The 18,206-nt window shown below is 68.0% G+C and carries 20 protein-coding genes; 12 read left to right on the top strand and 8 right to left on the bottom strand.

Annotated features, from left to right (window positions below):
- Positions 1–25: 25 nt before the first annotated feature.
- Both RYH80_RS00515 and RYH80_RS00510 read right to left on the bottom strand, forming a co-directional pair.
- A complete protein-coding gene (locus RYH80_RS00515) occupies positions 26–463 on the bottom strand; it encodes a DUF7522 family protein (RefSeq protein ID WP_370901906.1) in 438 nt (145 codons plus the stop codon).
- Positions 464–579: 116 nt separating this feature from the next.
- Positions 580–1,215, bottom strand: a complete 636-nt coding sequence (locus RYH80_RS00510) for a GNAT family N-acetyltransferase (protein WP_370901905.1) — start codon at positions 1,213–1,215, stop codon at positions 580–582.
- A gap of 173 nt (positions 1,216–1,388) precedes the next feature.
- On the opposite strand from RYH80_RS00510, the gene RYH80_RS00505 reads away from it, so the two are divergent.
- The 7 genes from RYH80_RS00505 to RYH80_RS00475 all read left to right on the top strand — a co-directional run bounded on the left by RYH80_RS00505 (position 1,389) and on the right by RYH80_RS00475 (position 7,103).
- Positions 1,389–2,126 (top strand): class I SAM-dependent methyltransferase, encoded by a 738-nt coding sequence (locus RYH80_RS00505; RefSeq protein WP_370901904.1) that lies wholly within the window; start codon positions 1,389–1,391, stop codon positions 2,124–2,126.
- A gap of 90 nt (positions 2,127–2,216) precedes the next feature.
- Positions 2,217–2,642, top strand: a complete 426-nt coding sequence (locus tag RYH80_RS00500) for a DUF3054 domain-containing protein (RefSeq protein WP_370901903.1) — start codon at positions 2,217–2,219, stop codon at positions 2,640–2,642.
- Positions 2,643–2,815: 173 nt separating this feature from the next.
- Positions 2,816–3,145 (top strand): DUF5785 family protein, encoded by a 330-nt coding sequence (locus tag RYH80_RS00495; RefSeq protein ID WP_370901902.1) that lies wholly within the window; start codon positions 2,816–2,818, stop codon positions 3,143–3,145.
- Between the two features lie 132 nt (positions 3,146–3,277).
- The gene (locus RYH80_RS00490; RefSeq protein ID WP_370901901.1) at positions 3,278–4,816 is read left to right on the top strand and encodes an RAD55 family ATPase; all 1,539 of its coding nucleotides are present in this window, start codon (positions 3,278–3,280) and stop codon (positions 4,814–4,816) included.
- Positions 4,813–5,385 carry a DUF7504 family protein gene (locus RYH80_RS00485; RefSeq protein ID WP_370901900.1) on the top strand — a complete coding sequence of 191 codons (573 nt, stop codon included), beginning with the start codon at positions 4,813–4,815 and terminating at the stop codon, positions 5,383–5,385. The genes RYH80_RS00490 and RYH80_RS00485 overlap by 4 nt, the downstream gene beginning before the upstream one ends.
- A gap of 172 nt (positions 5,386–5,557) precedes the next feature.
- Positions 5,558–5,947 carry an IS200/IS605 family transposase gene (tnpA, locus tag RYH80_RS00480; protein WP_370901899.1) on the top strand — a complete coding sequence of 130 codons (390 nt, stop codon included), beginning with the start codon at positions 5,558–5,560 and terminating at the stop codon, positions 5,945–5,947.
- A gap of 1 nt (position 5,948) precedes the next feature.
- The gene (locus RYH80_RS00475; protein WP_370901898.1) at positions 5,949–7,103 is read left to right on the top strand and encodes an RNA-guided endonuclease InsQ/TnpB family protein; all 1,155 of its coding nucleotides are present in this window, start codon (positions 5,949–5,951) and stop codon (positions 7,101–7,103) included.
- 13 nt (positions 7,104–7,116) lie between these two features.
- On the opposite strand, the gene RYH80_RS00470 is transcribed toward RYH80_RS00475, so the two are convergent.
- From RYH80_RS00470 to RYH80_RS00460, 3 genes are all read right to left on the bottom strand, one after another.
- A complete protein-coding gene (locus RYH80_RS00470) occupies positions 7,117–7,470 on the bottom strand; it encodes a hypothetical protein (protein WP_370901897.1) in 354 nt (117 codons plus the stop codon).
- Positions 7,471–7,543: 73 nt separating this feature from the next.
- Complete coding sequence (locus RYH80_RS00465; protein WP_370901896.1) at positions 7,544–8,299, bottom strand: hypothetical protein; 756 nt, start codon at positions 8,297–8,299, stop codon at positions 7,544–7,546.
- Between the two features lie 48 nt (positions 8,300–8,347).
- Positions 8,348–9,379 carry a glutathione S-transferase family protein gene (locus RYH80_RS00460; protein ID WP_370901895.1) on the bottom strand — a complete coding sequence of 344 codons (1,032 nt, stop codon included), beginning with the start codon at positions 9,377–9,379 and terminating at the stop codon, positions 8,348–8,350.
- Positions 9,380–9,523: 144 nt separating this feature from the next.
- Between RYH80_RS00460 and RYH80_RS00455 the strand changes: the two genes are divergently transcribed.
- From RYH80_RS00455 to RYH80_RS00440, 4 genes are all read left to right on the top strand, one after another.
- The gene (locus RYH80_RS00455) at positions 9,524–10,456 is read left to right on the top strand and encodes a sulfide-dependent adenosine diphosphate thiazole synthase (protein WP_370901894.1); all 933 of its coding nucleotides are present in this window, start codon (positions 9,524–9,526) and stop codon (positions 10,454–10,456) included.
- 109 nt (positions 10,457–10,565) lie between these two features.
- Entirely contained in the window at positions 10,566–11,237 is a 672-nt protein-coding gene (locus RYH80_RS00450) for a DUF5806 family protein (protein ID WP_370901893.1), read from the top strand.
- Between the two features lie 270 nt (positions 11,238–11,507).
- A complete protein-coding gene (locus tag RYH80_RS00445) occupies positions 11,508–13,415 on the top strand; it encodes a hypothetical protein (RefSeq protein ID WP_370901892.1) in 1,908 nt (635 codons plus the stop codon).
- Between the two features lie 44 nt (positions 13,416–13,459).
- The gene (locus RYH80_RS00440; RefSeq protein WP_370901891.1) at positions 13,460–14,476 is read left to right on the top strand and encodes an acetamidase/formamidase family protein; all 1,017 of its coding nucleotides are present in this window, start codon (positions 13,460–13,462) and stop codon (positions 14,474–14,476) included.
- A gap of 26 nt (positions 14,477–14,502) precedes the next feature.
- Here RYH80_RS00440 and RYH80_RS00435 read toward each other — a convergent pair whose 3' ends face one another.
- The gene (locus tag RYH80_RS00435; protein WP_370901890.1) at positions 14,503–15,174 is read right to left on the bottom strand and encodes an MOSC domain-containing protein; all 672 of its coding nucleotides are present in this window, start codon (positions 15,172–15,174) and stop codon (positions 14,503–14,505) included.
- A gap of 118 nt (positions 15,175–15,292) precedes the next feature.
- Here RYH80_RS00435 and RYH80_RS00430 point away from each other — a divergent pair, with 118 nt between their 5' ends.
- Positions 15,293–15,778, top strand: coding sequence for a DUF7975 family protein (locus tag RYH80_RS00430; protein WP_370901889.1), 486 nt, complete (start codon positions 15,293–15,295; stop codon positions 15,776–15,778).
- 31 nt (positions 15,779–15,809) lie between these two features.
- On the opposite strand, the gene RYH80_RS00425 is transcribed toward RYH80_RS00430, so the two are convergent.
- Entirely contained in the window at positions 15,810–16,775 is a 966-nt protein-coding gene (locus RYH80_RS00425) for a GNAT family N-acetyltransferase (RefSeq protein WP_370901888.1), read from the bottom strand.
- Positions 16,766–18,049 carry a Glu-tRNA(Gln) amidotransferase subunit GatD gene (gene gatD, locus RYH80_RS00420; protein WP_370901887.1) on the bottom strand — a complete coding sequence of 428 codons (1,284 nt, stop codon included), beginning with the start codon at positions 18,047–18,049 and terminating at the stop codon, positions 16,766–16,768. Before gatD ends, RYH80_RS00425 begins: the two co-directional genes overlap by 10 nt.
- Positions 18,050–18,206: the final 157 nt, after the last annotated feature.

Below are 18,206 nucleotides of genomic sequence, written 5' to 3'. Positions count from 1 at the left end.
GACCGTCCCGGGCCGAGGGTCGTGGTCACTGAGAGTCCCCGTCGTCCTCCAGGAACCCCCGGATCGCGGCGACGGCGTCCTCGAAGGCGGCCACGTCGACACTGTCGACTGTGAGCAGCACACCGGCGGTCGCGGTCAGGACTCTGACGACGAACCCGTCGGCGTGGAACCTGACGGTGAACTCGTAGGGACCGACAGTCGGACTGGCGCCGCGTGCCGACAGCGCGGATCGCTCGCGTCGCTCCGCGAATCCGGCCCGTTCGAACTCGACCAACCCCGCCTTCGCCGGGCGAGCGGCAGCAGGACCCTCGTAGAGGTCCGATCGGACGTACAACACGTCGAAAGCCGCGGGCGTGAAGTACACCACACTGCGGAGGTCGTCGCCCACACTGGTCCGAGCGGCGGCGACGACGGACTCGGCGAACGACTCGTCGATCCGCGTCTCGTAGCGTGTCTGTTCCATGCTACCGAGACGCGTCCGACGAGCATGAACTAGCTGTACGGTCCCCCGACAGGTTCCGCCTCACTCGGGTGCGACGAGGGCTGCCGCCTCACTCGGGTGCGACGAGGGCTGCCGCCTCACTCGGGTGCGATCAGGTCCGGCGGGTCGCCGTCGAGGTGGCGGTCGACGTACGCCGCCTCTTCGGGCGCGAGGTCGTCGCGGTCGCGGAACACCGCCAGTCCGCGGCGGTAGGTCTCGGGGTCCGGCGGGGTGGCGTCGGTGGTCGACCGCTCCAAGACGAGTTCGGCGAGCCCCGTCGTCCGACCGGTAGACGCGAAGCCGGCTTTGCTCGCGGCGCCGTACGAGAACGGGTTGTTGACGGCGATCCGTGCGGTCTCGTAGCCGGCCGTCGCGGCGCGGTCGGCGGTGAACCGGAGGAGTCGCGCACCGAGCCCCTCGCCACGGCGGTCGCTGCGAACCGTCACGTACCGACACCACAGCGTCGTTTCGTCGGTCCGGTCGGCGTTGTGTGCGACCGCCGCGACCACCGGGTCCGCCGGCGGGTCGATCCACCCGTCGCCGGTCGCCGACGCGGGGAGTGGTTCGGGGTCGGGACCCTCGAGCTCCAGCGTCTCCGTCGGCGCCGCGTCCGGATCGGTCGCGACACTCACACCCGTCGCCGGTGTGGTGATCTTCCCGGCGTAGGCGAACGCCCGGTAGTCGAGTCGGAGTCGCGGCCCGTCGGGCGCCCACCCGAGCACGCGGTACTGCACACCGGGAGTTCCCTCGGCGGGGTACAAAAGGTCGCGGCCGATCCGGTCACGACCGGGTGCGTCGTCACCACCACCTGTGTCTGCGTCGTCTCCTCGTCGACGTGCTCTCAGTCGTCGAGGTCGTCCTCCACCGGAGACAGTACGTCTATCTCTCTGGCGGACGGAGTCGGGGTGTGAGTCACAGTGTCGGGCGCCACGGGCCGGGTGACGTGCGCTTCTTCGACCGGATCGCGCCGCTGTACGACGTGGCGATGCCGCCAGTCCGGCCCGCCGACCTCCGAGCCGGCTTCCGGCTGGCCGACCGCTCGATCAGGCGAGTCCTCGACGCCGCCGGCGGCACCGGCCGAGCGGCGCGGGCGGTCCGCGTCGCCACGGACGGGACGTGGGCGGACGGACACACGAGGGCGGGTCCCTCGCGGACGGATGCCGAGACAGACAGCGGCTCTTCGTCCGGCACTGCGGACGTGACGGTACTCGACGTCTCGGCGGGGATGCTCGGGCGTGCGGCGGCGGACGGACTCGCCGCGGTGCGCGGTGACGCCCGCCGGCCACCGATCCGACCCGGTGCTGTGGACGCCGTCGTAATCGCGGACGCGCTCCACCACGTCCCGGACTGGCCGGCGGCACTGACGGCACTGAGCGAGACCGTCGCCCCCGGCGGGGTGGTGGTGGTTCGGGAGTTCGACCCGACGACACTACGCGGGTGGGCGCTGGCCCGGCTGGAACACCTCGCGGGGATGGACTCCGTCTTCGCGACACCCGAGGACATCCGCGAGCAGCTCCGAGCGGCGGGGCTGCGAGCCTACACCCTCCAGCCGGGGTTCGGGTACACCGTCGTCGGGGTCGTTCCGCGTGGGCGGGGTGACGAACGGCACGAGCCGACCCACGGTGGCGCGTCCACAGAGACGTGACGCACAGTGATCCCTGGAGGAGTGCGTGACGCAGGGCCACACCGGCGGGGAAACCCGGACGGTTAAGCCGAGCGGGGGCCAGCCACCGGTATGGCGACAGCATCGGAGTTCTTGGATCGCAGGGTCGACCGCGGGACGCTCCCGCTGGCGGCCGGCGACGTGTTCGTCGTCCTGGCGTTCCTGTACGCCGGGACGCTCCGCCACGAGACGGTCGGGTTCCCGCCGACGGCCGACGGACTCGTCCACCTCGCCGGGGTCGCGGCACCGTTCTTGATCGGCTGGGTGCTCGTCGCGGTCCCCGTGGGTGCGTACTCGCCGGGTGCGGGCGAGTCCGCGAAGGCGTCCGTCCCGCTGGTCGTCCGCTCGTGGATCGGCGCGGCCGTCGTCGGACTCCTGTTGCGTGCGACGCCGCTGTTCTCGGGTGGCGTCGAACCGACGTTCGCCGTGGTGATGCTCGTCGTCGGCGCGGTCTCGCTCGGTCTGTTCCGCGCCGTCGCACTGCGGCTCTCCTCCTGAAGGGTCCCAGCGGCCCAGTCTCCCGGTCCGATTCCCCCGTCGATCCGTCCGTGTCGGTCGACCGCCGCCCGCCGTCGTCTCCGGTGCCGTTCGGCGGGAGCGACCGCGGGCGTCCGGTCGTCTCCGGCGGGGAGAACGAAACGGCTAACCGGAGACCGGGACAACCGCGGTCCATGAGCGAGCACGACTGGCCACACGACCCGGACGGCGAGCAGGGGAGTGAGGGCCGCCGGAAGTACGGCCACGCCGTCCTGGCGAAGAAGGTCGACGAGGGAGAGGACTTCCCGATGCGAGCCGGCGACTACGCCGAGGAGTTCGGTGACCACCCAGTCCGTCTCGACGAGGACACGGTCGTCGCCGTCGCCGACATCTTCGCGGGGATCGACGACGACGAGGAGTTCGAAGACTTCGTCGAGTTCCACCGAGTCGTCGGTCGCGCGATGCGAGACGGCGGCTTCTGGACCTACGAGGGCGCACAGGCGTTCACTCGGACGCGAGGCTGATCGCTCTCACACGCGAGGCTGATCACTCTCACACGCGAGGCTGATCACTCTCGGGCGAACGGTGGGAGACTCCCGGCCACGTGGGCTCCGCGACAGAGTTTTCCCACGGCGAGGCGACCTACGAGCAACGGCATGACGGACGAGGGAGACGACGCGGCGACGCAGATGCGGCAGGTGCCGTCCGGGAGCGAGGTGCTCGACCAGCTTCTCGGTGGCGGCCTCCCGGCAGAACGGACCGTCCTCGTGACCGGGGGTCCGGGGACCGGGAAGTCCACCTTCGGGATGCAGTTCCTGGACGAGGGACTCGACCGGGCTGAAGACTGCCTGTTCGTGAGCACGGAACAGACCACCGACGAACTCCGCGACACGTTCGCCGGGTACGACTTCGAGTTGGACCACGACGACCTGGAGATCGCCACACTGCACGCCACGACGGGCCAGACGCTGGAGGACGACGACACCGACGTGACACTCCAGACGCTGGAGGGCGAGGAGTCGCTCGGCGAGGGGTACTCCGCGCCGTTCGAACCGGAGTACATCGTCAAACACCTCCGACAGTTCGCGCCGGTCGACCGGGTCGTCCTCGACAGCGTCTCCGGGCTGTCGGTGATGGGCGACGACTACGACCAGTTCCGTCGGGCGGTGTTGGACCTGATCCGTCTGTTCGGCGACGAGTTCGGCGCGACGACGCTGTTCACCGCCGAGGAGAGCGAGCCCGGCAACGCGGACGGCCGCGCGAGCGTCGCCGTCTCCGACGCCATCCAGTACAACACCCACGGTGTCATCCGACTGTGGCGCGAGAACGTCGAGGGTGACTACCACCGCTTCCTCGAGATCATGAAGATGCGCGGCGTCGACCACGACACCCGCGTCTTCGAGACGGAGTTCGACGACCGCGGGGTCCGACTCATCCCACGGATGCGGACCCACCCGGGCGAGTTCGTCCCGGAGGACTTCATGGAGGTCGGCATCCCCGGCTTCGACGAACTGCTCGGCGGGGGACTCGTCGAAGGAGGGACGATGCTGATCGAACACGACGGGCAGGCGAGTCCACACTCGATCATCACGAACGGGATGCGAGCCGCCGCCGAACAGGACATGGCGATCCTCTTCGTTCCGCCGGTGGAACTGCCGCCGAAACGCGTCGAGGCGATCATCGACCGCGACGTGGGGAACATGACGGAGATGCTGAACGACGACCGGATGTTCCTGATCGACTACCCGAACATCTGGGAGAACACGCGCAAGAACGTCTTCAAACCTCGCGAGTACGAGGACCAGGGCGCCTCGGAGCTGTTCCGCACGATCGACGACCGGCGGGGTGACCAGCCGATGTTCTCGGCGATCAACGTCGAGGCGCAGATTCCGGTGATGGGAACCGACGAGATGCGACAGGTGCGGTTCTGGGAGGAGGAGAACCTCCACCAGGCCGACGACACGACGGTGTACTTCTTCAACCCCGAGACGATGCCCGACGAGTTGGCGGCCTTCTACAAGAACGGCGCGTGGCAGGTCGTGCGGACGTGGCTCAACGACAAGGGGCTCCAGTACCTGAAGCTGAAGAAGTCGCCGGCGGGGTACCTCGGCTCGACACGGCTCGTCGAGTACACGGAGGGGAAGCCGTTCATGCGACTGCAGAACCCGCCGCGCGGGACGGAGGGGTGGCAGTGAGCTCCCAGACGACCCGCTCGCGCAACGTGTTCGTCCTCGCGCCCGTGATGAGCGACGCGAAGACGGACGCCTGCTTCGAGTTGTGTACGGAACAGCCACCGGAGGAGATCGACCTCATCAAGGTGGTGTACCGGGACACCGCAGTCAGCGTGATCGACGAGTGGCTCGAACACACCGGGACGACGCCCGCGACGACGGTGATCGTCGGCGTCGACGACCGCGCACAGTCGTCGGCGTTGGACGAGGTGGACGCCGACGAGTTGGACGGACAGGTGGAGTTGCTGACGGCGAACCCGAACGACCTCACCGGGTTGAGCATGACGCTGAACAACGCCCTCGCGGAGTTGGGGAAGACGGACAACGACCTGTACGTCTGTTTCGACTCGTTGACCGCGCTGTTGCAGTTCGTGGACACGGACAGCGCCTACCGCTTCCTCCACATGTTCACCGGGCAACTGCGGAAGGCCGGCGCCGTGGCGCACTTCCACGCCTCGCCGAACGCTCACGACCCCCAGACGCTGAGTCAGATGAAGACCACCTTCGACGAGTTGATCGAAGCCGGAGAGTAGAGCGGGTCGGCCGTCGGCGACGGCTGTGGAGTTACAGCGGTAGCAAGGCGAAAGCCCACCCCTTCAGGGGTGGGATGAAGCCGACAACTGGAAATCTCTCCACGCTCGTAGCCACGGCTGGGGTTGAATGTCCACGTAACATCTTTAGGTGGGAGGGTTCTATATATTGACGATGCCTCGTGGGTTCGACAGGGAGCGTACCAACGTCCACAAACTCCAGTACCACTTCATCTGGTGCCCGAAGTACCGCAAATCGGTGCTTGACGGCGAGGTACGCCACCGTCTCAAAGAACTCATTGAGGAGAAAGCCGAGGAACTTGGGGTGGAGATACTAGAGTTAGCGATTCGTCCCGACCACGTACACCTGTTCATCACGGGCGACCCGACACTCGCCCCGAACAAGATCATGCAACAGGTCAAGGGCTACTCTTCCCGTCACCTCCGCGACGAGTTCGACTTCGGCCTCCCGTCGCTGTGGACACGCTCGTACTTCGTCTCCAGTGCGGGCGACGTATCCAGCGAAGTCATCGAGGAGTACATCGACGCCCAAGCGGGTGAGTAGTATGCAACGGAGCGTCACGACCACGGTGCGGGTCAAACTCCACTCGCTGACCAACAGGAAGGCTGACCTGCTCGCCCGTGAGTACGAGGCGTTCCAGACCGAGGTTCACGGCGGTGATGCCAACCTCTACTCTGCGACCGACCAGCAGGCGTCGAAAGTCCAGCGACAGAAAGACCCGAACCCCGGCACCGAACAACCTGTCGTTCTCCGTAACGACGTGTTCGACGTAGCTCACGACGAGGATACTGTTCTCTCGTCGTGGTGGGTCAAAGTCCCCGTCTACGACCCAGAACGGGGGCGGGGGAACTCCATCTGGTGCCCCGCCCACGTCCCGCGAAAGGACGAACAACTCGTCTGTGAGGGCGACATTCGGGACAGCGAACTGGTGCGCCGTGACGGTGAGTGGTACGTCCACCTCGTCGTGAAACGGTCTGTGACCATCCAAGACGAGTACGACGACGTGCTGGCGATCGACATGGGTGCACGCTGGGTCGCTACCTGCGTGTCCCTCTCTGACCGCAAAACCACGTTCTACGGCGAGGAAGTCCGTCGCATCCGCGAACACTACAAGCAACTGCGGAAGTCCATCGGGAAGGCGAAACCCCGACAGGGACAGCAGGTGGTCGAACGTATCGGTGACGCGGAAGCGCGGAAGGTGGACGACCGCCTCCACAAGATTGCTCGCCAAATCGTGGCAGACGCCGAGAAGCGGAACGCGGTCATCGTCGTGGGCGACTTCGGCGGGATTCGCAAAGACAACGACAAAGGACGGTACGTCAACGACAAGACCCACAAGATGCCGTTCGCCCGCCTGCTGAACTACATCGAGTACAAGGCCCACGACGCGGGTATCGACGTGCAGTTGGTCGAAGAGTACGACACGTCGCAGACGTGCAACCGCTGTGCTTGCGAGGGCGTCCGTGAGACGCAAGGACGGTTTGAGTGTCCCGAATGTGGCCTTGACGACAACGCCGACAAGAATGGTGCGCTGAATATTGGCAAACGAGCCTTGGGCAAGTTCTCGAAACCGCTGTCCGAGGCGGGGGCTGTACTGACACAGCCCGAAACGCAGGTCATCGTCCAGCGTGACGACGAACCTGCGAACCTCCCGCTACTCGTGGATTCAACCCCCAGTGAGGGAACCCCGCGGCTTTAGCCGTGGGAGGATGTCAGACTTCTTCGCCGATGTACTCGATCGCGTCCAGAATTCGTTCGTCTGGGACCCGGTGACCTCGACCGCGGGGACCCGCGTCTACGAATTCGACATCGGTCAGGTACTTCCTCACACTGTGCTCGGACACCCCGACTCGATTCGACAACTCCTCGACTTCGACCGCAGCGTCGTCGGCGAGACCCAACTCCGACGCGACCCAACGAGCCAGAACGACGACGACGATCTTCTCTCTGCTGTTCAGAGACGCAAATCCGGAGTCTTTCAGAAAGTTGCCCTCGTCGTCGACGTTCACCACGCCGTCTAACGCCTCGGCGACTCGCCGTTTGTTCACCCGTTTGCGGTCGACCACGAGTTCCTCCAGAGGGTCCTCTTCGTCCGTGCTCATATCGGCCTGTACCGCTGTTTCACAGATAAAGGCTCGCTCACCGAAGGTTCACCGGAACGATCTCCGACTCGTCCCCGACACGGTGACTCTCCGACAACAGGATGTCTTCGATCGTCCCCGCCTCACTCGGATCCACTCGACACGAGAAGACCCTTCGTGTATCCGACCGACGCCGGATGTAGTCGTACTCCACTACGACCACCAACTCTATCGGTGCGTCTTCGCTGTTCAACCAGGGGGAGACGACCTGTTCGATGGTCATATCCCCACTACCGACAGTTCCCTCTGCATCTGTCGCCTCGAAGAAGCCGCTCGTCTCTACAGCGCCGTCTTCTCGCGGACGCAGCACTCGTGCGGACGACGACTCTCTCGACAGCGCCGCAGCGAAGGTAGCCCTCGAGATACCAGTCTCGTCCGTCGTCTCCAGTTCGATTCGCAGCTGGAGGTTCTGTGCGACACCCGTCCCCAGGTTCGACAGTTCGAGGTCGACTCGATTCCGTGTCACCTCCCACCGGTGAACGGACACGTCGGGAACGTGTTCTGCCTCCATCCACTGCTCTTGGCGTTCCTGAATCCGTGTCTGTTCTCGGTACAGCAGTACGAGCGCGGCGGTGAGGACGACGGACCCGTACACCCCGGAGAGATCGGCGTACGTGGCGAGCGCCAGTGGGAGACTCCCGGCGACGAGATCGGGGCCGAGAAGGTCGACGACGACCACCGCCAACGGCAGAACGACCGCCCCCAGCAGGATCGTCGAGGGCGCAGGGAGCCAGTCTCTGTACAATCGGGGCACACCACGACTTCCCCTCGTTACAGGTTATAAGGGTCCGGACCAGTCGGGTCAGTCCGCGGACGCCGCACCCTCGACCAACTCGGCGGGCGGCTCCCCCGGCAACGCGTCGCGGTCGTGTGGCTCTTCGAAGTCGATGTCCGGACCGGTCGGCACCAGCCGCTTCGGGTTCAGCGACGTGTGACTCCCGTAGTAGTGGCGCGTGATGTGGTCCATATTCACCGTCTCGGCGATGCCGGGCGTCTGGTAGAGGTCCTTCGTGTACCCCCAGAGGTTGTCGTACTCGTGGATCGCGCGGCGGTTACACCGGAAGTGCGTGTGGTAGACGTGGTCGAAACGGACGAGCGTCGCGAACAGCGCCAGGTCCGCCTCCGTCAACTGGTCGCCGACGAGGTAGCGCCGCTCCGCGAGGTGGTCGTCGTACCGGTCCAGGGCGTCGAACAGCTCGTCGACGGCCTCGTCGTAGGCGTCCTGCGTGGTGGCGAAGCCGGCGCGGTAGACGCCGTTGTTGATCGACGGGTACACGTCCGCGATGGTGTCGTCGATCTCCTGGCGGTGTTCCGCCGGGTAGAGGTCGACGCCGTTGCCCAACTCCGAGAAGGCGGTGTCGAAGCTCCGCATGATCTCCTCGCTCTCGTTGTTGACGATCGTCTCCGTCTCCGTGTCCCACAACACCGGCACGGTCACGCGCCCGGTGTAGTCCTCGGCGGCGCGCAGGTACACCTCCCGCAGGAACTCCGCCCCGTACAGCGGGTCCGGGTACGCCTCGGAGAACTCCCAGCCGTCGTCGTACCGTTCCGGCTGCGTCAGCGAGATGGAGACGTGGTCGGCGAGTCCGTTCAGCTGTCGCGACATCGCCGCCCGGTGCGCCCACGGACAGGCTCGACAGATGTAGAGGTGGTACCGCCCGGACTCCGGCTCGAACTCGGGGTTCGAGACCGGCTCGGCGCCCGCCTCCGGCACCGCGCCATCGATCCAGTCGCGGAAGCTCGTCTCCGACCGCTGGAACTCCCCGTCCTCGTCCGTCTGCTTGAAGTCGACCCGCCACTCGCCGTCCACGAGCATGTTGCGCCCTTCACTCATCGACTCGTCGTTGGTGCGCTGACGGGTTAAGCCGTCCGTCCGGTTGTGTGCGTGTTACCGCCCCAGCAGAGCAGTCGTGTCTCCCTCGCCCGTCGCCACCGAGACCGAACGTCTCTTTACTACCGAGTCGTACCACCAGATGGTATGAGCGCAGACCAGCAGTTCGACGGCTTCGCGGACGTGAGCGAGGCGGACGTGACCCAAGAGATCACGAAGCGCTGGAGCGAGGAGTTCCTCGACTTCTCGGACACGGAGGTGATCGTCGTCGGCGGCGGTCCCTCGGGGTTGACGGCGGCGAAGGAACTCGCGGAGCGTGGCGTGGACGTGATGGTCGTCGAGAAGAACAACTACCTCGGCGGCGGGTTCTGGCTCGGCGGGTTCCTGATGAACAAGGTGACCGTCCGGGACCCCGCGCAGTCGATCCTCGAGGAGTTGGGTGTCCCGTTCGAAGAGACGGACACGGAGGGGCTGTTCCTCGCGGACGGGCCGCAGGCGTGTTCCGGGCTGATCAACGCGGCGTGTGACGCCGGCGCGAAGATGCAGAACATGACGGAGTTCACGGACGTGGTCGTCCGGGAGGACCACCGCGTCGGCGGGATCGTGATGAACTGGACGCCGGTCCACGCGCTCCCGCGGGAGATCACCTGCGTCGACCCCGTCGCGGTGGAGGCGGACCTCGTGATCGACGCGACGGGCCACGACGCGGTCGTCGTCTCGAAGCTGGACGAGCGCGACGTGCTCGACGCGCCGGGCGTCCAGCACGCGAAGGAACACAACACCGGGATGGACGAGACTGGCGACGACAGCTACGGCGCGCCGGGCCACGACTCCCCGGGCCACGACTCGATGTGGGTCGGCGAGAGCGAGGACCAGGTCGTCGAGAACACGGGGAAAGTCCACGACGGGCTGATCGCCTCGGGGATGGCGACGGCGACGACGTACGGCCTCCCGCGGATGGGCCCGACGTTCGGTGCGATGCTCGTCTCCGGGAAGCGCGCCGCGCAGGCCGCCATCGACGAGTTGGGCGTCGACGCGTCCGCCGTGGACGTGACGCCCGCGACGCCCGCCGACGACTGAATCGGGCGGGGCGATCACGTGGAGTCGGGGCTGGGAGCCAGCGACGCGAGTGGACCCGACCACCACCCGACGGGACGCCTTTTTGCCCACGGGCTGGCAATCCGGCGCTATGACCGACGACGCAGACGACGGCCAGCAGCGACTCGGCGAAGACGCGAACGCAGAGAGTGAGACGACGGACGGGTCGGTTCCCGGCCCCGACGTGGGCGCGGACGCGGAGACGACCGCCGGCACCGAATCCGCCGGCGGCACAGCCGACGTGCCGGAGGACGTGGCGCGGTACGACCGGTTCAAGAAGATGGACCGCGCGGAGTACGACCGGGTCAACGACTTCCTGCGCGACCGGACGTACGTCACCGCCCGCGAGTGGGCCATCGCCCGACTGTGTGCGGACTTCCGGACGGAGACGGGCGTCGAGATGACGAAGATCGGCGAGAACCTCCCGCAACTCGTCCCGTTCATGACGGACACTTACACGCCACAGGCGGTCAACCAGGCGCGCCACTCCTTCGAGGAGAAGGTGCGGAAGGCGGGCGCGACGTTCCTCTACGGGGCGATGTCCGGGTTCTTCACCGCCGAGGACCTCGACGAGATGATGTACGACGTGACGGAGATCGCGAAGTTCCTCCTCGAAGTCGAGGGTGTCGACCTCGCCGTCGAGGAGGAGCTGGAGGCGGAAGACCGAATCTCCTCGGTGATGCGCGAGGTCCAGGAGGCCAGCGCCGAGGTGCGCGGCGAGGAAGTGAAGTGTCCGGAGTGCGGGCACGTCCACGACCCCTGATCCGGACACGCGCCGTGCTGGGCGACCGAGAGCAGATCGCGAGTCGACTTCGCGGACGACGATTCCGCCGGGAGTGACGATTCCGACGGAACCGAGACGTGAATCCTCCGCGCCCTGATACGTCGGCGTCTCGCCGTCTCGCCGTGTGATCGCGACGGACGACGCGGATCGACGAGACAGCGACGACGAGCGAACGAGAGTCCGCAGTGACGGGCGAACTCGACCGACGGCTCCGGGCAGACGGCGATCCACAACGGCGGAGGTGGCGGCGTGACGGCCGGACTCCGGGCAGTCACGCTGGCGTGGCTGCTCGTCGGCGGCACAGTCGCCGGCGTCGCACTCGGTAGTGGCGTCGTGACGCCGAGTGCGGCGGACGGTGGGACGACGCCGACTACCGTCGGGAACGACACCCCGACGCCGACTGCCGCGGGGAACACACCCACTGCGGTGGTCTCGGTGCGTCCGGTTCGACCGTTCGACGGTCGACGACTCGGACTGCACGCGAGTGACTCGACGGCCGGGAGCGACGCCGAGATCGAGACGGCGACGTGGACACTGACGACACCCGACGGCCGACGACTCACCCGAACGGGTACTCGAACCAGCGTCGTGCCGCGGCGCGCTGGAACCGTCGAGGTCCGACTCACCGTCACCGACACTGCGGGGCGGACGGCGACGGCGACCCGGCGGGTCGAGTTCGTGCGAACGGCGATCTCCGTGACGAGCGCCGCCGGGAACACACCGGCGAACACGAGCGTCGTGCTCGTCCCGGGCGACCGAGTCGGTGCCGGCGTCTACCCCACCGGCTCCGACGGGACGGTCCGACTGCTGCTCCCGGCAGGGCGGGCGTACGGTGTCGTCACACTCCAAGACGACCACCGGGCGACGCCGCTCGTGCCGGAGGCCGGTCCACCCGACGGCGTCCCGGACATCTACCCGGTCGGGAACCTGACGGCGCGTGCCGGGCGCCACCGGCACGTCACACTCCCCAGCGGCGATCCCGTGGCGGTTCACGCACGCGACGAGGACGGCAGACGGCTCGCGATTCGACAACCGGACGACGACGAGACCGGAGCGACGGATGCGACCGACGTCGCGACCACGGACAGGGGAGACACCACGGACGAGGACGCTCCGGTCCGGCTCTCCGTCCGCGTCGGCGGTGCGAGGGTATTCGCGGGCGCCGACGGCGACGACGGAGGCGGCTGGAGCGGTGCCGAGACGGCCGACGGTCCCCGACCGGTCGTCGGTGGGCCGGTGGGACTCGGGCACCTCCACACGACCGACGACGGGCGGCTCTCGGCCGACGGAACACAGCCGCTGGAGTTCGCCGGCGCGGTCACGCTCGGGGTGACACCCACGAGCGAGCGGTTCCGAGATCCCGGTGTCGTCCGACGCCTGACCGTCGGAGTCACGAACCGAACGACGGCGACTGTGCGACTCGCGACCGTCGCGACGAGCGAGACGCCGGACGAGTCCAGTGAGACGGCGACGCCGGCATCAACGCAGTCGCCGACACCAGTGTCCACGACGACGGCGACAGCGACGTCGGAACCGACGGCGACAGCGTCGCGAACCTTCACGCCCACGACGACGGCGACGCCGACACCAGAACACACGGTGACACCGGCGACCGCAGAGCCCACCGACCGTCCAGCGACTCCGGACGAGACTGTGGCGGCGACCCCGACGTCGACACCCGATCCCGACGAGACTGGAGGCACCGAACCCGACGCCGAGACGGACACACCCGAACCCGACGCCGAGACGGACACACCGACGCCGCGAGATCGAACACCCACACTGGACGAGCACACGGGTACCGCGTCCGAGCCGACCACACGGACTCCGGGGCTGTCCGACGGGAGTCGAGTGGTTTCCACGAGCCCTCGGTCACAGACATCGGTCGACGAGGTCACCACGCCGACTGGCGAGGCCGTTACGCCGACCCCGCGAGTAACCGACCCCACGACCGCCGTCGAACTGCCACCGACGGCCGACGACCCACGGTCGACTCCGACGGCGTCGAGAGACACCGACGACGGCGGTCCGTGGAGCGAGCGCGACGACGAGACGGGACTCGACGGCACCGACGGAGGACTCCCGCTGCTCGGACTACTGGTACTCGTGCTCCTCCTCGTCTTCCCCGGGCTCGCGCGCCTCGCTGGCGAAGACTGAGCACGGCCCGCAGAGTTACCACGGAGCCGAGCGAGTGGTACCACGTGACAGAGCCACACTACGGGACGAGCGCGGTCGAGCACGGCGACTACACGGTCGATCACCACCTCTCGGACGCGGACCAGAACGTCCACAGCGCGTGGGACAACTCGCTGGACCCGGTGTTGACCGTCGAACCGGGCGAGGTGGTCCGGTTCGAGTGTCGCGACGCCGTCGACGGACAGATCGACGTGGAGACGACCGCCGACGACGTACTGGACGTGAGTTTCGACCCGGTCCACCCACTCACCGGGCCGGTCGCCGTGGAGGGTGCACAGCCGGGTGACGTGCTCGAAGTGCAACTGCTCGACCTCCAACACAAAGGCTGGGGGTTCACGAACTTCTTCCCGGGCGAGATGGAGTTGGGACTGCTCCCGGAGGAGTTCGACGAGCCGGGCATCCACGTCTGGGATCTCCAGGGTGACGTTGGCCGGTTCGTCGAGGGCATCGAGGTGCCGCTGGACCCGTTCCCGGGGGTGATCGGCGTCGCACCCGCCGCAGACGGGGAACACGACACGCTCCCACCGCGGTCCGTCGGCGGCAACCTCGACGTGAAACACGCGACCGCCGGCTCGACGGTCTACCTCCCGGTCGAGGTGGCCGGCGGGCTGTTCTCGACGGGCGACTGTCACGCTGCGCAGGGTGACGGCGAAGTGTGTGTCACGGGCGTCGAGGCACCGATGTTCGTCACCGCACGCTTCGACGTGCGGTCGGACCTGGAGATCGAACAGCCCGAACTGGCGACGACGGGGCCGTTCACCGTGACGGGCCACGACGAGCCGGCGTACGCGACCACCGGCGTCGTGGACGACCTGATGGAGGCGACGCGGACCGCGACACGGCACATGATCGACCACCTCCACGAACACCGCGGCCTCTCGCGCGGCGAGGCGTACGTGCTCTGTTCGGCCGCCGTCGACCTCAAGATCAGTCAGGTCGTCGACGCCCCGAACTGGACGGTCACCGCCTACCTCCCGGAGAGTATCTTCCCCGACGGCGAGGCAGCGACTGGGGAGAACTGAGAGACGAGGACGGCTTCGGTGCCCGATCAGTCGCCGTCCTCGTCCGCCTCCTGTCGGAGTCGAGCGGCGATCCCCTCGCCGACTGTCCGCGGGTCCGCCTCGACGACGCGGAGTTCGTCGCCGACTGCGACGCTCCCGGCCGCCACCACGTCGGCACAGATCCCGCCGCGGCCGTCGCCGAGTGCCCGTGCGACGCCAGCCTCGTCGGCCAACTCCTCGACGTACGCACACGGCGGGCGTCGTCGCGTCCCGCGGAGCGTCGCCTCCCCGAGTCGGAACGTCGTCTCCAGCAGGTCCGTCGGGGCAACGTCTCGGACGACGACGTTCCGGCGGTGGCGGCCGTCGGTGAGGTCGATCCCGGTCGTCTCCTGGATCTCGACGAGATCTTCCCAGGCGACGAGTGTCACCTGGCAGGTGTCGTACGGCGCGTAGTGACCGCTGCCGTCGTAGTAGCGGTCACCGACGATGCCGCCAGGTTCACACGTGATCTGCTCGTGGGCGACCGTCGGCTCGCCCCCCTCGGGCGCGGTGAACAACTGCTCGACGGTCCCGGTCGGTGGGTCGTCGGCCGTCGCCGCGGTGGGGTCGCCGGTGGTCGCCGCGGTGGGGTCGCCGGTGGTCGACGAGGTGGCGTGGTCGCCGTCGTGCAACTCGCTGTGGTGGTCTCGCCCGTTCTCGCCGGTCGCTCCGTCGTCCATACGAGACCGTTCGCGTCGAACGACAAACCACTTGTCGCCGTCTGCAAGGCGTCGAGGAGACGACGGCTCGGTCGCCGAACCGACCGGGCTTTTACACTGGACGGTCGTACCGGGTCGTATGACGAGATTCGACGCGAGCGAGCCGACGGAGCGACGGACGCTGTTCGCCGACGCCGTCACCGCCCACCGCGAGCGGGCGAGTCCGTTCCTCACCGCCGAGGTCACCGCCGACGACGACGACGGTGCCGAGTTCGGTGCCGGCGGAACCGAGGCGGCAACTGGCACGGACGACAGCGAGAGTGACGACGGCGAGGGAGGCGACGAGGCGGACGAGCCGGACCGCGCGCCACCGTGGATCCAGTTCGGCGACACGGAGTTCAACCTCGACTGTACCGACGCGGAACTGGAGCGGTTGGAGTCGTTGTTGGACGAGTTCCCGGAGTTCCGTATCGACCAACTGGAGACGCCCGACGAGGCAGAGGCGACCAACGTCCGGATCACGGCGCGGTCGGACGCGAACCGACTCGCCGCCTTCGCGGACCGCGCGTTCACCGAGGTGTACGACCAGCCCGACGACTACCGGCTCTGGATCGCGGCGGTGTGAGGACCGGGGCGAGGGGTCACCCGGGTGTCAATCAGTCCTCACCGAGGACGGCTGGATCGGTCAGGTCGGCCCGCATCGCGAAGTCGGGCTCGTCGGAGACGCCACACCGCACCGCGGCGGCGTCGCTGACCCACCGCACACCCTCGGGGATCAGGACGCGCACCACGTCTGCACCCTCACCGGCCGCGTCGCGTGCGACGGCGTCGAACAGCGCGTCCGCGGCCGCCGTCGAGTCCCAGGCGCCGACCGCGTACACCGCCTGCGTCGTCGTCTCGCCGTCCTCGTCGTCGCGGTCGCTCACCTCCGAGCGGACCGTGAACGCCCGCGTCCCCTCGGACTGGACCACCAGCAGCCGGTCGTCGTCGGCTGCCCGCCGCAGGTCCTCGCGGCGGAGTTCCGACATCGACCACGACTCCTCGAAGTCCAGCGCGAGCCCGCCGAGGTGGTCGCGAGCGGCCCCGTCCGACCAGAACGACCACGCCGCGGCCGGGTCCGCCGTCACCTGGAGTGCGGGCTCGGCGTCGGCGTCCGGCTCCGGCATCGCCCACCGGAACTCCGTCGCCGGCTCGAAGCCGACCGAGCGCGACTGTCCGAGGCCGGCGACGTTCCACGAGAACACCATGTTCCGGACCACCGTCGCTCCCTGCTCGCGGGCCCACCGGAACACCGCCCGCGAGAGTCGCGGCGAGAGTCCCTCGCCGCGGTAGTCCGGATTGACACGCATCCCCTGTGCCCACGCCTCCGTCTCCGAGAGCAGCACGCCCTGCAACACCCCGGCCACGTCCGCGCCGTCGTCCACGTCGGCGACGAACGTCCGCTGCGTGGGGCCGTCCGTCTCGACCCACCGCGGGAACGTCTCCGGCATGTAGTCGCTGGCTCCCTCGCGGTCGCTCCACGTCTCGCGGGTGAACGCGACGACCGCCTCCGTGTCCTCGGGGCGGGCCTGTCGGATCTCGATCTCCGGGCCCGAGGCGTCCTCGTGGTCACTCACCGCCACGGCTGACTCTCCTCCGTCAACTCGCCCTCGAGATCGGTCTGCATCGTCTCTTCTACGGCGGCCGCGTCGTCGCGGTTCGCGAGCGCCCACATCAGTTTCACCAGGGTGGTGCCCGGCAGCGTGTCCCCGGCCTCGACGACCCCGGCCGACAGCAGGTCGCGACCCGTGTCGTACACGCGGTCACAGACGCGGCCCGCCAGACACTGACTCGTCATCACGACCGTCGTCCCGTCGTCGACCAACTCGGCGACCCGCGGGATCAGGTCCGTGTGGACGTGGCCGAGCCCCGTCCCCTCGATCACGACGCCCGCCTTCTCCTCGAGGTAGTCCAACGCGGCGGGGTCCATCCCCGGCGTGAACTTCAGCAGTTCCACCTCGGACTCCAGGTCGGGTGCGGCGGGGACCGTCTCCGGCCGTTCCTCGGGTCGGGTCTCGTAGTCGGCGTCGTCTCGGAGGTCGACGCTCACGCCGTCGGGGTCGTAGGCGACGTGCCCGAGCGGCTCGCCGCCGACCGTCTCGAAGGCGTCGCGCCGCGAGGTGTGGTTCTTCCGGACGCGCGTGCCGCGGTGGAGCGCACAGCCGTCGTCCGTCTCGTCGGCGTGCATACAGACGAGCACCTCCGCACAGTCGCTCTTGGCCGCCTCGACGGCACAGACGGCGTTGACGACGTTGTCCGAGGAGGGGCGGTCCGCCGAGCGCTGGCTCCCGGTGAACACCACCGGGACGGGCGTGTCGAGGACGAACGACAGCGCCGCCGCGGAGTACTGCATCGTGTCGGTGCCGTGCATGACGACGACGCCGTCCGCGCCGGCCTCGATCTCCTCGCGGACCGCCGCCGCCAGGTCCTGCCAGATCGGCGGCTCCATGTTCTCCGAGAGGATGTTGGCGACGACGCGACCGGTGTAGTTCGCCCGCCCGGCCAGGTCCGGCACCGCTCGGAGTACGTCCTCGGCGTCGAACTGGGCCGTCACCGCGCCGGTGCGGTAGTCGACGGTGGAGGCGATGGTTCCACCCGTGGAGATCAGCGCGATCTCCGGGAGGTCCTCGTCGAAGTCGATCTCCGAGCGGGCACCGGTGTCGGTGTCGTCGCCGCCCACGTCGTAGACGCCGCGATCCAGCACCTCTACCTCGGCGTCGGCACGGTCCACGCCGACGTTGTACCCGCCCTCGAGTTTGAGTACGAACCGCTCGTCGTCGCTGGAGGGCATCACCACGCCCTCGTCGGTCACGCCCGCCCGCTCGACGCGGACGCGGTCGCCGGCTTCGGGAGTCATGTGTGTCGGTTCGCCGGCACCGGACTTGAAACTCACCTTCCGGAGTCGGTACACCGCCGCTCACCTTCCGGAGTCGGTACACCGCCGCTCACCCTCCAGTGCCGAGGGGGGACCCGTCACCGCTGTGACTGCGAGCCTGCCGCCGGCCCGTCGTTTA

Source organism: Halobaculum sp. MBLA0147 (assembly GCF_041361345.1).
Taxonomy (GTDB): Archaea; Halobacteriota; Halobacteria; order Halobacteriales; family Haloferacaceae; genus JAHENP01.
This window is presented reverse-complemented; position numbering and strand designations above follow the sequence as displayed.

What these genes read in the sequence shown, in the direction of transcription:
- RYH80_RS00515 (WP_370901906.1), bottom strand. Translation starts at nt 463, where the DNA reads ATGGAACAGACACGCTACGAGACGCGGATCGACGAGTCGTTCGCCGAG.
- RYH80_RS00500 (WP_370901903.1), top strand. Translation starts at nt 2,217, where the DNA reads ATGGCGACAGCATCGGAGTTCTTGGATCGCAGGGTCGACCGCGGGACG.
- RYH80_RS00495 (WP_370901902.1), top strand. Translation starts at nt 2,816, where the DNA reads ATGAGCGAGCACGACTGGCCACACGACCCGGACGGCGAGCAGGGGAGT.
- RYH80_RS00490 (WP_370901901.1), top strand. Translation starts at nt 3,278, where the DNA reads ATGACGGACGAGGGAGACGACGCGGCGACGCAGATGCGGCAGGTGCCG.
- tnpA (WP_370901899.1), top strand. Translation starts at nt 5,558, where the DNA reads ATGCCTCGTGGGTTCGACAGGGAGCGTACCAACGTCCACAAACTCCAG.
- RYH80_RS00475 (WP_370901898.1), top strand. Translation starts at nt 5,949, where the DNA reads ATGCAACGGAGCGTCACGACCACGGTGCGGGTCAAACTCCACTCGCTG.
- RYH80_RS00460 (WP_370901895.1), bottom strand. Translation starts at nt 9,379, where the DNA reads ATGAGTGAAGGGCGCAACATGCTCGTGGACGGCGAGTGGCGGGTCGAC.
- RYH80_RS00455 (WP_370901894.1), top strand. Translation starts at nt 9,524, where the DNA reads ATGAGCGCAGACCAGCAGTTCGACGGCTTCGCGGACGTGAGCGAGGCG.
- RYH80_RS00450 (WP_370901893.1), top strand. Translation starts at nt 10,566, where the DNA reads ATGACCGACGACGCAGACGACGGCCAGCAGCGACTCGGCGAAGACGCG.
- RYH80_RS00435 (WP_370901890.1), bottom strand. Translation starts at nt 15,174, where the DNA reads ATGGACGACGGAGCGACCGGCGAGAACGGGCGAGACCACCACAGCGAG.
- RYH80_RS00430 (WP_370901889.1), top strand. Translation starts at nt 15,293, where the DNA reads ATGACGAGATTCGACGCGAGCGAGCCGACGGAGCGACGGACGCTGTTC.
- gatD (WP_370901887.1), bottom strand. Translation starts at nt 18,049, where the DNA reads ATGACTCCCGAAGCCGGCGACCGCGTCCGCGTCGAGCGGGCGGGCGTG.